11 protein-coding genes are annotated in these 14,552 nt (G+C 64.3%); 4 read left to right on the forward strand and 7 right to left on the reverse strand.

Annotated elements, in window-relative coordinates:
* Window positions 1-241 precede the first annotated feature (241 nt).
* The 3 genes from FJW10_RS05945 to FJW10_RS05960 all read right to left on the reverse strand — a co-directional run bounded on the left by FJW10_RS05945 (window position 242) and on the right by FJW10_RS05960 (window position 4,087).
* On the reverse strand, window positions 242-1,375 hold the full coding sequence (locus FJW10_RS05945; protein ID WP_140837206.1) for an efflux RND transporter periplasmic adaptor subunit: 1,134 nt from the start codon (window positions 1,373-1,375) through the stop codon (window positions 242-244).
* Between the two features lie 97 nt (window positions 1,376-1,472).
* Entirely contained in the window at window positions 1,473-2,078 is a 606-nt protein-coding gene (locus tag FJW10_RS05950) for a TetR family transcriptional regulator (protein WP_140837213.1), read from the reverse strand.
* A 368-nt stretch (window positions 2,079-2,446) separates the two neighbouring features.
* Window positions 2,447-4,087 (reverse strand): acyl-CoA synthetase, encoded by a 1,641-nt coding sequence (locus tag FJW10_RS05960; protein ID WP_140899093.1) that lies wholly within the window; start codon window positions 4,085-4,087, stop codon window positions 2,447-2,449.
* A gap of 204 nt (window positions 4,088-4,291) precedes the next feature.
* Here FJW10_RS05960 and FJW10_RS05965 point away from each other — a divergent pair, with 204 nt between their 5' ends.
* From FJW10_RS05965 to FJW10_RS05975, 3 genes are all read left to right on the forward strand, one after another.
* Entirely contained in the window at window positions 4,292-5,257 is a 966-nt protein-coding gene (locus tag FJW10_RS05965; RefSeq protein ID WP_140899095.1) for a sugar-binding transcriptional regulator, read from the forward strand.
* 81 nt (window positions 5,258-5,338) lie between these two features.
* On the forward strand, window positions 5,339-7,393 hold the full coding sequence (locus FJW10_RS05970; RefSeq protein WP_140899097.1) for a bifunctional aldolase/short-chain dehydrogenase: 2,055 nt from the start codon (window positions 5,339-5,341) through the stop codon (window positions 7,391-7,393).
* A 226-nt stretch (window positions 7,394-7,619) separates the two neighbouring features.
* On the forward strand, window positions 7,620-8,684 hold the full coding sequence (locus FJW10_RS05975) for a D-alanine--D-alanine ligase family protein (RefSeq protein ID WP_140899099.1): 1,065 nt from the start codon (window positions 7,620-7,622) through the stop codon (window positions 8,682-8,684).
* Between the two features lie 56 nt (window positions 8,685-8,740).
* On the opposite strand, the gene FJW10_RS05980 is transcribed toward FJW10_RS05975, so the two are convergent.
* Window positions 8,741-10,246, reverse strand: coding sequence for a winged helix-turn-helix domain-containing tetratricopeptide repeat protein (locus FJW10_RS05980; RefSeq protein WP_140899101.1), 1,506 nt, complete (start codon window positions 10,244-10,246; stop codon window positions 8,741-8,743).
* Between the two features lie 260 nt (window positions 10,247-10,506).
* On the opposite strand from FJW10_RS05980, the gene FJW10_RS05985 reads away from it, so the two are divergent.
* Window positions 10,507-10,746, forward strand: a complete 240-nt coding sequence (locus FJW10_RS05985; RefSeq protein WP_140899103.1) for a DUF1127 domain-containing protein — start codon at window positions 10,507-10,509, stop codon at window positions 10,744-10,746.
* A gap of 70 nt (window positions 10,747-10,816) precedes the next feature.
* Here FJW10_RS05985 and FJW10_RS05990 read toward each other — a convergent pair whose 3' ends face one another.
* The 3 genes from FJW10_RS05990 to FJW10_RS06000 form a co-directional block, all read right to left on the reverse strand.
* Window positions 10,817-11,869 (reverse strand): substrate-binding domain-containing protein, encoded by a 1,053-nt coding sequence (locus tag FJW10_RS05990; RefSeq protein WP_140899104.1) that lies wholly within the window; start codon window positions 11,867-11,869, stop codon window positions 10,817-10,819.
* 39 nt (window positions 11,870-11,908) lie between these two features.
* The gene (locus FJW10_RS05995) at window positions 11,909-12,904 is read right to left on the reverse strand and encodes an ABC transporter permease (protein ID WP_140899106.1); all 996 of its coding nucleotides are present in this window, start codon (window positions 12,902-12,904) and stop codon (window positions 11,909-11,911) included.
* A 69-nt stretch (window positions 12,905-12,973) separates the two neighbouring features.
* Window positions 12,974-14,485 (reverse strand): sugar ABC transporter ATP-binding protein, encoded by a 1,512-nt coding sequence (locus FJW10_RS06000; RefSeq protein ID WP_140899107.1) that lies wholly within the window; start codon window positions 14,483-14,485, stop codon window positions 12,974-12,976.
* Window positions 14,486-14,552: the final 67 nt, after the last annotated feature.

The following is a 14,552-nucleotide window of genomic DNA, read 5'->3' on the forward strand; positions in this document are numbered from 1 at the left end:
GGGCGGCGAGACCCCTCAAGCGGAGAGAGACTCGCAAATCGCGCTGGACGCGGCACTGCTGCGGGGGAGCCAACATGCCGGCATCTCACGATCGGGCGTTCGCCGCCCGGAACCCATGCCTTCCCCGGCTCGCGGCTTGACGCAGCGAGAGCGGGAAAGGCGTCTGTTGCGCCTGACTTCAGGTCTTAGTTCGATGCATGTCGTTGTCCCAAAACCGCTTCGCACTTTTGGGCGGCAAGCATCAGTGCAGGCTGCTGGTGGTCGCGACGTCATCCGCCGAGGCGGATTGCTGGGCGTCGCCGGAAAGCTTGACCTTCAGGTTTTCGGTCATGAACTGGGTGCCGGCCGCGACCACCACGTCGCCCTGTTTCAGGCCGTCGGCCACGGCGACGCCGTCGGCGGTGAAGTTGGCGACCTTGATCGGACGGGGATGCACCGTGTCGGAGGCGCGATCGACCGTCCAGACGATCTGCTTGCCGTCCTTCTCGGTCATCGCGGTCAGCGGGATCGATACCAGTTGCGCCTTGCTGCCGACGGTCGCCTGGACATTGGCGGTCATGCCGAGCAGCACGCGCGGATCGTTGGGGAGCGAAACCCGGACGGCGAAGGTGCGCGATTGCGGATCGGCGCTGCCGGCGACCTCGCGGACCTTGCCGTCAAGGGTGAGCCCTTCGTCCGACCAGAAGTTCGCCTTGACCTCCTTGCCGGGCTTGAAGCCTGCGATATCCATCTCCGGCACCGCGATCGACACTTCCTTCTCGCCGTCGACCGCGACGGTCATCACCGGCGTGCCGGCGGCGACCACCTGGCCGACATCGGCGGAGATGGCAGTGACGATGCCGTTCTTGCTGGCCTTGAGATCGGCATACTGAACCTGGTTCTGCGCCTGGGCCAGCGTCGAGCGAGCGGCATCGCGCGTCGCCACCGCCTGGTCGTAGGTCAGCCGTGCCTGATCGAGCTGCGATTTCGGCGCGAAGTTCTTGGCATAGAGCTGTTCGGCGCGCTTCCTGGCGAGGTCGACGGTCTCGACCTGGCGCTCGGCGGCGTCGAGGCTGGCAGCAGCGCTCTTTACCGACAATTCGTAATCGGCTGGGTCGACGCGGGCGAGCACGTCGCCCTCATTCACATGCTGGCCGATATCGACCAGACGCTCGGTGACCTTGCCGGCGATGCGGAAGCCGAGATTCATCTCGGTGCGGGCGCGTACCGAACCGGAATAGTCAAGCTGACGGGTGGTCTGCGCCTCGCCGATCTCGACCACCTTCACCGGCCGGATGACTTCCTGGACGACCTCGGCCTTCTCCTGGCTGCAGCCGGCGAGGCCGAGCACTGCTGCGACGATGGCGGCGGTTGGGAGACCGGCGGACGGCAGCATTCGGAGGATGGAACTGGGGAGGATGGAACTGGACAATGACACCTTAGCACTCCCGAACTGGATATGATTTGTCGAAACCGCACCCGGTGGGCAGCGGCTATTTCAAGGCTCTGATGGCGTAGTCGATAAGTTCGTCGGGCATCGCCCGATTGGTCTTGGCAAGGCACTGCGCCACCATCTGCGGATGGCAAAGAATAACGGTTGCGGCGCCGAAGCAGCGCGAAGCCGTCTCGGGATCCTGCTGTCTGAATTCACCAGCCTCGATGCCCTCGCGGATCACCTCGGCGTAGAGGTCGTGGATGCTGTTGACATGCTTGTCGATGACGCCCCAATCGCGCTCCAGCGCGACGATGACCATCTCATGCACCTTCTCCTGGTCGAGCATGACCTCCAGCGTCATCTTGTACTGCGCATGGATGTAGCGGCGCAGGCGCTCCTCGGCGCTGATCGGCAGGTGCATGATCTCGTAGGCCATCTTGTAGCTGGCGCCGAGCATGCGGCCGCAGACGGCTTGGTGGATTTCGACCTTGGAGGCAAAGAAGCGGTAGATGTTGGCCGGCGACATGCCGAGTTCGCGGGCGATGTCGGCGACGTTGGTCTTGCCGTAGCCGTAGTGGCGGAACAGGCGCTCGGCGCAGTCGAGAATGCGCGTCACATTCTCCTGTCTGGCGGGGTCTGCCACGATGTTGGCGGCTTCTGACATGGCGCTTTCGTTTTACGAGTGACGAATTTCAATTTTCGTCAATCGTAAAGCGAAGGCGGCGGGGAGTCAACGCGAAATCGACGTACACGTATAATTGGTGACAGATGGTGACAGTTACGAGGGTCTGCGGTGGGCGACGAGGATGCTAACTTCTAGCGCGGCGATCCTTCGCGCCCCCCTCTGTCCTGCCGGACATCTCCCCCACTTGGGGGGGATTAGAAGCTTTGGCGCCAGCGCCATTCCTGCAACGTCGGCAATTGGCGAAAGCGGGCGCGACATCCAATCTCCCCCCTTGTGGGGGAGATGTCCGGCAGGACAGAGGGGGGGGCGCTGTCCCGCCAACGTCGAAGGCTCTTAGCCTCGCCGATCTACGCCCCCTTCGCCATTTCCCTTAACCTGAACTTCTGAATCTTGCCCGTCGACGTCTTCGGGATTTCGGCAAACACCACTGTCTTCGGCACCTTGAAGCGCGCCAGCAGCCCTCGGCAATGCTCGATGATCTCGGCCTCGGTCGCGGCTTTGCCCGGCTTCAGCTCGACATAGGCGACCGGCACCTCGCCCCATTTCTCGTCGGCGCGGGCAACCACACCGCAGGAAGCGATCGACGGGTGCTTATAGAGCGCGTCCTCGACTTCGATGGAAGAGATGTTCTCGCCGCCCGAGATGATGATGTCCTTGGAGCGGTCCTTGAGCTGGATGTAGCCGTCGGGGTGCATGACGCCGAGATCGCCGGAGTGGAACCAGCCGCCGGCGAAGGCCTCGTCGGTCGCCTTCCTGTTCTTCAGGTAGCCCTTCATGACGATGTTGCCGCGGAACATGACCTCGCCGATGGTCTCACCATCGGCCGGCGTCTCCACCATGGTCTGCGGGTTCATCACCGTGAGACCCTCGAGCGCGGCGTAGCGGACGCCCTGGCGCGCCTTCTTCTGCGTCCTCGGCCCCTTCTCCAGTGCGTCCCACTCATTGTGCCATTCGTTGACGACGGCCGGCCCATACGTCTCGGTCAGGCCATAGAGATGGGTGACGGCGAAGCCGGCGTCGGCCATGCCGGAAAGCACTGCCTCCGGCGGCGGCGCGGCCGCCGTGTTGAAGGTGACGGTCTGCGCGAACTGGCGCTTGTCCTCGTCCTTCGCGTTGATCAGCACCGACATGACGACCGGCGCGCCGCACAGATGCGTGACGCGATGGTCGGCGATAGCGTTATACATCGGCTTTGCCCGCACCCAGCGCAGGCAGACATGGGTGCCGGCCTGCACGGCTAAAGTCCAGGGAAAGCACCAGCCGTTGCAGTGGAACATCGGCAGCGTCCAGAGATAGACCGCGTGCTTGGCCATGCCGGCATGGATGGTGTTGGTGTAGGCCATCAGCGCCGCGCCGCGATGATGATAGACGACGCCCTTCGGGTTGCCCGTCGTGCCGGAAGTGTAGTTGAGCGAGATGGCGTCCCACTCGTCATCGGGCATCGACCAGGCGAAGGCTTCGTCGCCGGCGGCGACGAACTCTTCATAATCGGCCGAGCCGATGCGCTCTCCTTTCGGGTAGGGGGCGTCAGCGGCATAGTCCGGATCGTCATAGTCGATGACCAAGGGCTTCACCTTGGCCAAGGCCAGCGCTTCCCTGACGACGCCCGAGAACTCGCGGTCGACGATCAGCACCTTCGAGTCGGCATGGTCGAGCTGGAAACCGATGACGGCGGCGTCGAGGCGCGTGTTCAGCGAATGCAGCACCGCCTTGGTCATCGGCACGCCGAAATGCGCTTCCAGCATCGGCGGCGTGTTCGATAGCATCACCGTCACCGTGTCGCCTTTGCCGATGCCATGCTTCGCAAGCGCCGAGGCGAGCTTCAGCGAGCGGCGCCAGAAATCGCGATAGGTGATGCGCTGGTTGCCATGGATGATGGCGACATGGTCGGGATAGGTCTTGGCCGCGCGCTCGAGATAGGTGAGCGGCGTCAGCGGCTGGTGGTTGGCGGCGTTCCTGTCGAGATCCTGTTCGTAGGGATTGGCCATCCCGTTCTCCCCAAGGTTCTTTTCGAACCTTCTAACCTTAGGCCCCTCGTCACGCTATCCCCCTTCCGCGGCTGAAAATGCTATGCTGCGCCGGCTTGGTGGAATGGCGATCCGGATGGAGCCCCACCGTGAGGCGATCGCAGCTCACGCAGGCAAATTTGACTTTTGTCGAGAGCCGTGACTAATGTCAGCCGAGGAGGCGGCATGGCGATCAGACCGGCAGAACAGATCATCCACAAGGCCGCCTGGCTTTACTATGCCCACGGCCTTCGTCAGGACGAAGTGGCGAGCCAGCTCAACATTTCACGCGCTTCGGTCGCCATGTATCTGCGCAAGGCGCGCGAGACCGGCATCGTCAACATCTCGACCTCGACGCAGCTCTTCACCGACGACGTCACGGCGCGCCGACTTGAAGACGCCTTCGATCTCGACGCCGTCTGGATCGCGCCGGAAAATGCCTATCTCGCGGATCCTTCGGCCGATATCGCCGTGCTGGCGGCGAGCGTCTTTCTCGAGCTGGTGAAGAAGGGCGACCGTATCGGCGTCGCCTGGGGCCGCACCGTCTACACCATCGCCGACATCATGTCCTATGCCGACCTGCAGGACGTCACCGTGGTGCAGCTCTGCGGCAATCTCGGCGCGCCCTATTCCTACCGGCCCGACCAATGCACGATGGAGATCGCGCGGCGGCTGAACGCCAAGGGCCTCAATTTCTATGCGCCGCTGGTGCTCTCCACCGAGGAACTGGCGCAAGGCCTGCGCGCCGAGCCGGTAATCCGCGACCAGCTTGCCGGCATCGCCGACTGCGACCTCGCGCTTTATTCCGTCGGCGCCGTCGATGCCGACAGCCATCTGGTGAAATGCGGCGCGCTGTCGCCGGCCGAGATGGAAGCGCTGCGCAGCCAAGGGGCGGCCGGCGTCATCGCCGGGCAGATCATCGACGCCTATGGCGAGGTGCTCGACTGCAGCTACAACCGACGCGTCATTTCCGCCGAACTCGCCTCGCTGCGCGCCATCGAAAAGCGCCTGATGGTGGTGCAGGAAGACACCAAGTTCGAGCCGCTGCTTGCGGCCGTCGCCGGTGGGCTTTGCACGCATCTGGTGATCGGCGCGCACATGGCCGAGCGCCTGCTCACTCACGCGGGCGAAGCCGGCAAGAAAGCATCCTAGAAAACCACCCTCGCCGCTTCTGTCATCAAGACGTCGCGGCTTTCTGTTCATGAGCAAAAAAGACGGAACGGACGGAACGACATGCAGAACCTTTGGAATGACGCCGACGCGGAGAAGATGGTTGCCGACTATGCCAAGAAGGGCGTCGCCCGCGACCTTGCGCTGCGCGTGTACACGACCCGTCTGCTTGGCGGCGAGCCGCGGCTGGTGCTGCATGGCGGCGGCAACACCTCCTGCAAGACCAAGGCCACCGATCTCGTCGGCGACGAATGGGACGTGCTCTGCGTCAAGGGCAGCGGCTGGGACATGGCCGTCATCGAGCCGCAAGGCCTGCCGGCGGTGAAGATGGGCGCGCTGCTCAAGGCGCGCTCCCTGGACCAGCTCGCCGACGAGGACATGGTGGCGCTGCAGCGCTCCAACCTCATCGACCCCGCCTCTCCGAACCCATCGGTCGAAACGCTGCTGCACGCCTTCCTGCCGCACAAATTCGTCGACCACACGCATTCCACGGCGATCCTCGCCATCGTCGACCAGGAAGACAGCAAGCCGCTGATCGAGACCGTGTTCGGCGACAGACTAGGCTACGTGCCCTATATCAAGCCGGGCTTCGACCTCGCCAAGGTCGCAGCGGAAGTGTTCGACGCCGACCCGAACGTCGAGGGCCTGATCCTCGACAAGCATGGCATCTTCACTTTCGGCGACGATGCCAGGCAGGCCTATGACCGCATGATCCACTATGTGACCATGGCCGAGGATTATGTCGCCAGGAACGGCAAGCCGCAGGCGGTCAAGGCGGCGCTGCCGGCAAAGCTCGCCCGGCCGAGCGACATCGCGCCGATGCTGCGCGGCGCAGTCGCGGTGGCGCGCGGCGAAGGCCGCTTCGACCGCATGATCAGCGACTTCCGCACGTCTGACGCCATTGTCGATTTCATCAATTCGGCCAAGATCGCCGACTATGCCGGCCGCGGCGTGTCGACGCCCGATCTGTCGATCCGCATCAAGACCGGACCGATGGCGGTACCGGCGCCCGATGCCGGCAAGCTCGGCGATTACAAGGGCGTGGTGCGCAGCCATGTCGAGGCCTTCGTCAAGGACTACACCGCCTATTTCGAGACCAATGACACGCTGGACGACGTCAAGCGCACCATGCTCGACCCGATGCCGCGCCTGACGCTGGTGCCGGGGCTGGGCATGTTCGGCCATGGCCGGACGCTGAAGGACGCGAAAATCGCCTCCGATGTCGGCGAGATGTGGATCGAGGCGGTGCGCGGCGCCGAGGCCGTCGGCAATTTCCATCCGCTGTCCAAGGCCGACCTCTTTCCGCTCGAATACTGGTCGCTCGAGCAGGCCAAGCTCGCCTCGAACAAGCCGAAGCCGCTGACCGGCCAGGTCGCGCTGATCACCGGCGGCGCCGGCGCCATTGGTGCTGCTACGGCAAAGCTGTTCGCGGCCAACGGCGCGCATGCGGTGATCGTCGACCTCGATCCGGCCAAGGCGGCGGATGCGGCGAAGGCCGCCGGCAACAATTCGATCGGCGTCGGTGCCGACATCACCAATCCGGCCGAGATGCGCGCCGCCTTCGACAAGGCGGTCGCCGTCTATGGCGGCGTCGACATCCTGGTCTCGAATGCGGGCGCGGCCTGGGAAGGCCGCATCGGCGAGCTCGACGACGCCACTTTGCGCAAGAGTTTCGAGCTCAACTTCTTCGCCCACCAGTCGGCGGCGCAGAATGCGGTGCGCATCATGCTGGAACAGGGCACCGGTGGCGTGCTTTTGTTCAACACCTCCAAGCAGGCGATCAACCCCGGCCCGAAATTCGGCGCCTACGGCATCCCGAAGGCGGCGACCTTGTTCCTGTCGCGGCAATATGCGCTTGACTACGGCGCCTATGGCATTCGCTCCAATGCGGTCAACGCCGACCGCATCCGCTCGGGCCTGCTGACCGACGCGATGATCGCCAGCCGTTCCGGCGCGCGCGGCGTGTCGGAAAAGGAATATATGTCCGGCAATCTGCTCGGACAGGAAGTGACCGCCGACGACGTGGCGCAGGCATTCCTGCACCAGGCGCTGGCCGAACGCACCACAGCGGACGTGACGACGGTGGACGGCGGCAACATCGCGGCGGCGTTGCGCTGACGAAGTAAAGACACGACCTTGGAGCGGTTCATCGTTTCATGAACGGATGAACCGCTCCTCGTCTTGACACGGTTCTGAACGGCAGGCCTTTTCACGCTTCTGCTGAAAAACTGCTTCAACCGGTCAAAGTCCCACTCCAATCCTTCGGTTACCACTCGGACGGTTGAAGGGGGATGTCTGGTGTTTCGCGTGCGAGCTCCAACCCCGATCATTGGTGGAGTTGTCGATGCCCGCGAAAAGCCTGCGTATAGGTGTGCTGTTCGGCGGTCGATCCGCCGAGCATGAGGTGTCGCTGCTTTCGGCGGCCAACGTCATGCAGGCGCTGGATCCGGCGAAATACGACGCCGTGCCGATCTTCGTCACGCGCGACGGCCAATGGCTGCTCAGCCGTTTCGAGGACGGCGCCCTGGCGACGCCGTCGGCTGGCATACAGCTGTGCCTGGTGCCGGGCGGGCAGGGGCGGATGCTGGCGATCCCTGCCAGCGGCGCACCCCATGACCTGCCCGTCATCGATATCCTGTTTCCGGTGTTGCACGGTCTGCATGGCGAGGACGGCGCGGTGCAGGGATTGGCCGAAGTGGCGCGGGTGCCGCTCGCCGGCTGCGGTATTCTGGGCTCGGCCACGGCCCTCGACAAGGACGTCGCCAAGCGGCTGCTGAAGGCGGCGGGACTGCCGGTCGCGCGCTCGGTGACGATCGAAGAGGGTCGGCTGCCTTCGCTTGCCAAGCTGGAAGACAAGCTCGGCTTGCCGCTGTTCATCAAGCCGGCGCGGCAGGGCTCGTCGGTCGGCGTTGCGAAGGTCAATGGCAGTCAGGAGTTCGAGCGCGCGCTGGCGGAGGCCTTCCAGCACGATCGCAAGGTCCTGGCGGAGGAATTCGTTCGTGGCCGCGAGATCGAGTTCAGCGTGCTGGAGAGCCCCACGGGCGAGCTCTTCGTCTCGCGGCCCGGCGAGATCGTGCCCGCGGAAAGTCACGGCTTCTACAACTACAACGCCAAATATATCGACGAGAATGGCGCGGCCCTGATCGTGCCGGCCGAGCTGCCGCTGGAAGTCGAGAATGCCATGCGCGATATGGCCGCCAGGGCGTTCAGAGCGCTCGGCTGCGACGGGATGGCCCGCGTCGATTTCTTCCTGATGCCGGACATGAATGTCCTGATCAACGAGCTCAACACCATTCCGGGCTTCACCAATATCAGCATGTACGCCAAGGCGATGGCGGCGAGTGGTGTCAGCTATCCGGAGGTTATCGAGCGCCTGGTGGCGCACGGGCTGGCGCGCGCCGGCCGTTGAGGCCGAGGTCTGAGGATCGGAATCTCGGACGCGACCGACGGATCACGTCGGCCGCATCACTCCGGCAGGCCAGCCGCGCGGAAGCCATCCTCGAAATGCTTGAGCGTCGCCGCGTCGCGGAACGGTTCCGTCTCGACCCAGCGGCGAGTGGAAAAATGCGGATTGCCGACAAGGAACAGCGCAACCTCTGTGCGTGCCTCGTCGAGGCGGCCGAGCTGCGCCAGGCTTGCAGCCAGGAAGCGGCGTGAGCTGGTGCGGTAGGTCTCGTCGCGGCGCAGCGTCTCGACGGCGGCTTCATAGTCGCTGGCCGCATATTGCGCCTGGCCGAGCGTCAGATAATACCAGCCCGGCGGAAATGGGTTGAGCCGGAACGCCTTGCGAATGTGTTCCAGGCCTTGCTCGATCTTTCCCGCTAGCACCTCGATGTCGGACAATGTCGCCCAGATATCGGCCTCGTTCGGGTCGAGCTCGATCGCCTTGGCGAATTCCGCATCGGACTGCTCGAAATCGCGTTCATAGGCAAGAAGGTTCGCCAGAACCCAGCGGCAACCGGCGTCGTTGGGATCGATCGCCACGGCCTTGCGCGCCAGTTCCAGGGACGTGCTGCGGGCAGGCTCGAACGGCTCGCCCCAATGCACCCATCCCATCCAGTGGTTCATCGCAAGCCAGCGATAGGCCTCCGCGTAATCCGGATCGAGAGCGATCGCGCGCGTCAGCATCAGATGCGCTTCGCGCGCCATCTGCGGCGACTCGTCGAACAGTTTTCGCGCGCGCACGACGAGATCATAGGCCTCGAGGTTCTTCGGCCGGTTGCGCGCCGGCGGCGCGCGCAATCGACCGAGCAGCGCCTCGACGATCTTGGCCGTCGCCTCGTCCTGAACGGCGAAGATGTCTTCCAGGCCGCGATCGAAGCGCTCGGCCCACAGATGCTCGCCGCTCAGCGCGTCGATCAGCTGGGCGTTGATGCGCACGCGTCCCGCGGCCCGTCTTGCGCTGCCTTCCAGCAGATAGCGCACGCCAAGCTCCCCAGCGATGGCTCGCACGTCCATGGCCTTTCCCTTATAGGCAAACACCGAGTTGCGCGCGATGACGAAGAGGCCCGCGATCCGCGAGAGATCGGTGATCAAATCTTCGGTCAGGCCATCGGCGAAAGAGTCCTGCTCGGGATCGTTGCTCAGATTGATGAAAGGCAGCACGGCGATCGACGGTTTGTCGGGCAGCGGCAAGGGTTTGCGCGTCGCGTCGGGCTGTTCGACCGTACCGATGAAACGATAGCCGACACGCGGCACCGTGACAATCCACTCGCCACCACCGCTCGCCTGACCGAGCAGCTTCCTGAGCTGCGCGATCTGCACGGTGAGATTGCCTTCCTCGACCGCCGTGCCCGGCCACGCCGCGTCCATCAACTCGGCCTTGGCCAGGATTTCTCCCGGACGCGCAACGAGCGCTTCCAGCAGCTTCAGCCCGCGATGACCGGCGGCAACAGGAACGTCGCCCCGGAGCAGCGTTCCCGCGCCAGGATCAAACACGAACGGTCCAAAAGCAAAGCGCGATCCCTGCATGCGGCGATCTATAGAGTATCCAGGAAAAGTGTGAAGCGGTTAAGTTCGGCGTCTTCGCCGTAACCTTCCGTCCGGAATTGCTTAAAAACAAAGGGATAGAGCGGTTCGGCGTTTTTCCGTGAAACAGTGACACGCTCTAGTCGATTTGGAAGTTTTGAGAACTATTTGGGAGGGCTTAATTACGCCGCCGGCCACCTGCGGCACACTGCAATCTCAATCAGGGCGAGGGCCTTCAAGCTCTCTGCCGCATGGAGGTTGCCATGAACGATATCCTTACGCCTTGCGCATCTCTGGCGGCGCGTCCAGCCGAGATCAACGGCCGCCGGCGCTATAGTCTCTCAGCTCTGCGCGGCCTCCTCGCCGAGCGCCGCAAACAGGCCTATTTCCGCTTCGAGCTCAAGCGCATGGCGACGGACAATCCGCATCTGATCGACGACATCGGGCTGACAAGGAACGAGGTCGAGGCGGAAATCGCCAAACTGCCCTTCTGGCAGCGGTGACGTCGGTCCCTTGGAAAAGACAGAGAGCGGCCCATTGGACCGCTCCCTTCGTCAGCAACGGCCAGAACCCTTACTTGGCGTTCGGGTTCGGCATCCAGGCGGGCATCGCGACATCGGCATGGGCGAACTGCGGCAGCTTGGCCGACAGGTCTTCCATGTTCTTGATGTCCTTGTCGATCAGCTCCTTCTGGGTGATCAGCGTCGGCGGCACGATGACGTTGTGGCCGGGATCCTCGCCGGCGAGAAGCTGCGCCAGCGCGCGCACCGAGACCTGGCCGACGACGGCCGGGTTGGTGGCGGCGGTGGCCGCCCAGGCGCTGTCCGGCTCGCGCATCGCGGCGATATCCGAGGTCGAGATATCGGCCGAATAGATCTTGATGCCCTTGTTCAGGCCGGCCTCGTCGACGGCGATCTTCACGCCCTTGGCGAACTCGTCATAGGGCGCGAACATCACCTTGATGTCGGGATGCGCCTGCAGCACCGAGCGCGCCTGGTTGGCGACCGAGTTGGCGATCGGGTTGTCGAGCGTGCCGAACATGGCGACCTCGCTGATGCCCGAATACTTCTTCTTCACGTCCACCCAGGTCTCGTTGCGGCGGTCGAGCGGCGCGATGCCGGCGACATAGACATAGCCGGCCTTCCAGCTCTCGCCATTGTCCTTCACCGCCTGCTCAAGCGCGAGCTTGGCGAGATCCTTGTCCGACTGCTCGATCTGCGGGATCTTCGGGTTCTCGACATTGACGTCAAAGGCGACGACCTTGATGCCGGCATCGACCGCGCGCTGGGCGGCGTCCTTCATCGATTCCGTCAGGCCGTGCTGGATGATGATGCCCTGCACGCCGAGCGCGATCGCCTGGTCGACCATGTCGGCCTGGAGCGCCGCATCCTGGCGGCTGTCCAGCACGCGCAGATCGACGCCGAGCGCCTTGGCCTGCGCCTCGACACCCGACAGATAGGCCTGGAAGAAGTCACCGGTCGACAGATAGCGCACCAGCGCGATCTTGACGCCGGGCTTGTCGAACGGCGCCGGCTTGTCCGCCGCCAATGCCGTGCCCTGCATCAGCAGCGCTGCGCCGGCAAGGCCGAGTGCTGCCTTCCCCAAAAATCTTCTTGTGATGCTCACTTCGTTTTCCTCCGTTTTGTCTCAATGCCCCGGTCGAAACTATCTCTTGCCCCTGCCGGAAAGGGCGAAGGTGAAGACAAGAGCGACGACAAGCACCGCGCCCTTGACGAAATCCTGCGTGTAGTAGGGGGCGTTCATCATCGTCAGGCCTTGCAGCAAGACGCCGACGAACACCGCGCCTACGGCCGTGCCGAAGGCGTTGGGCTTGGCGGCGCCGAGCACCGCGTAGCCGATGAGCGCCGCGGCGACAGCGTCGAGCAAGAGATTATTACCCGAGGCGATGTCGCCGCGTCCAAGCCGGGCGGCGAGCAAAATCCCGCCGATCGAGGCAAAAACTCCCGAAATCACATAGGCCCAGATTTTGTATGCCTTGACAGGCGCGCCGGCGAGCTCGGCCGCCCGCTCGTTTGAGCCGACCGCATACATCATGCGGCCGAAGCGGGTGTATTCGAGGAAGAACCAGATCAGCACCGCGAGCACGACGAGCACCACCACCGAAACCGGGATCAGGTTCGGGATGAAGAAGTCGATGCGGTGGCGGCCGAGGGCCAGGAAGGCTTCCGAGAACTTGCCGTTGGCGACCGAGCCGTCGGGCATGGTCATGCCGGTGGCGATCGAGCGGCCTTCCGTCGGGATGCGCTGCAGGCCGAGCAGCAGGAACATCATGCCGAGCGTGGCCAGAAGGTCGGGCACGCGCATATAGACGATCAGCCAGCCATTGATCAGGCCGACGATGACGCCGATGACAAGGCAGGCGATGACGGCGACGATCGCGTTCTGCTCCAGCACGACCATGGCGTAGGAAGCCGCCATCATGGCGCTGGTGGCGACAGAGCCGATCGACAGGTCGAAGCCGCCGACAACCAGCGTGGCGGTGACGCCGAGCGCCAGCACACCGGTGATGGCCACCGACTGGAAGATGAAGACGGCGCTTTGCGGCGAAGCAAAACCATCGGCGGCGACCGCGAAATAGGCGATCAGCCCGACCAGCAGGACGATGAAGCCGTAGCGGATGGCGTAGTCGCGCAACATCATTCAGCGCCCCGGCGCGCGGCTGTCCGACAAAAGCTCATTCCAACTCCACTCCATGCAAATCCCTCGACCTCATGCCGCGCCGTGGAGCGGTCCGCCGGCCACTTCCGCCAGCAGCCGGTCGAGGTCGATATCGGCGTTCCGGTGCTCGCCGACGATCGTATGTTCCGACATCACCAGGATGCGGTCGGCGGTCTCCAGCGCCTCGTCGATCTCGGTGACGAATATCAGCGTCGCGCGGCCGTCGGCGCTGGCCCGAAGCTTCGCGGCGATGTCGCGGCGCGCCGAGATGTCGACGCCCTGGAAAGGCTCGTCGAGGATGAAGAGCCGCGAGGCCTGCGACATCCAGCGCGCCACCATGACCTTCTGCTGGTTGCCGCCGGAAAGCGCCGACAGCTCGTCCTTCTCCGAGCGGCAGACGATGCCGAGTTCGTCGATCTGGCGGCGGGCAGCGACGCGCTCGGCGCGCTTCTTCATGACGCCGAGGCCCGACATGCGCTTGAGGAATGGCAGACTGATGTTGCGCTCGATGTTGAAGCCGCCGACGATGCCGCTCGCAGCCCGGTCCTTGGCGACCAGGAAGACGCCGGCGGCGATCGCCTCGCGCGCCGCGCCCGGCGCATAGGGCTTGCCGTCCATATGCATGGTGCCGGCGAGCGGCCGGCGCACGCCGAACAGCGTCTCCGCCAAAGCCGTCTTGCCGACGCCGACCAGGCCGGTGATCGCCACCACCTCGCCGGTGCCGAGCGTCATCGAGATCGGCCGCGACCCTGGCGCCAGCCGCAACCCTTCGGCGGTGAAGACCGCACGGGCAGAATTTCTCGCCACCACCCTGTCGAGATGGATCTTGCGGCCCAGCATGGCGTTGACGGCGCCCTCATAGTCGAGCGGCTTTTTGTCGAAGACGCCGGAGACGACGCCGTCACGCATCGACACGATGCGGTCGGCGAGCCGCCTTATGTCGGACATGCGGTGCGAGATATAGAGGATGGCGACGCCCTGCCCGCGCAGCCTGTCGATCAGCGAAAACAGCCGGTCGGCCTCGGCGCTCGACAGCGACGAGGTCGGCTCGTCGAGGATCAGCACCTTGGGCCGATGCGCCATGGCGCGGGCGATGGCCACCATCTGGCGGTCGGCCAATGACAAGTCGCTGACGCGCGCCTTGAGGTCGATGGCGAGCCCCATGCGGTCGGCGACGGCCCTGGCTTCGGCCCGGACATTGGCAGGCTTGAAGAGCAACGACGCGCCTTTGCCGCTCAGCCGGTCGAGCGTGAGGTTGGTGGCGACATCAAGGTCGGCGACCACGCCGTCATTGATGTTCTGGTGCACGGTGACGACGCCGGCGCGGATCGCTTCGGCTGGGGTCTGCGGATCGAAGGCCTTGCCGGCGAGCTGCATTGAGCCTGCGCTGCGCGCATAGACGCCGCTGACGATCTTGACCAGGGTGGATTTGCCGGCGCCGTTGGCGCCCATCAGCACGGTCACCTCGCCCGCAAAGAGGTCGAGCGAGATGCCGCCAAGCACCTCGTTCTGGCCGAAGGATTTCCTCAGGCCCTCCACATGGAACACGGCATCTGCGCCCATCCGTTCCTCCCGGATGGTGACGCTATGGGCTCATTCGGCAATTGTCAACACGATTGACATTTGCCAG

This window comes from Mesorhizobium sp. B4-1-1, from assembly GCF_006439375.1.
Classification (GTDB): Bacteria; Pseudomonadota; Alphaproteobacteria; order Rhizobiales; family Rhizobiaceae; genus Mesorhizobium.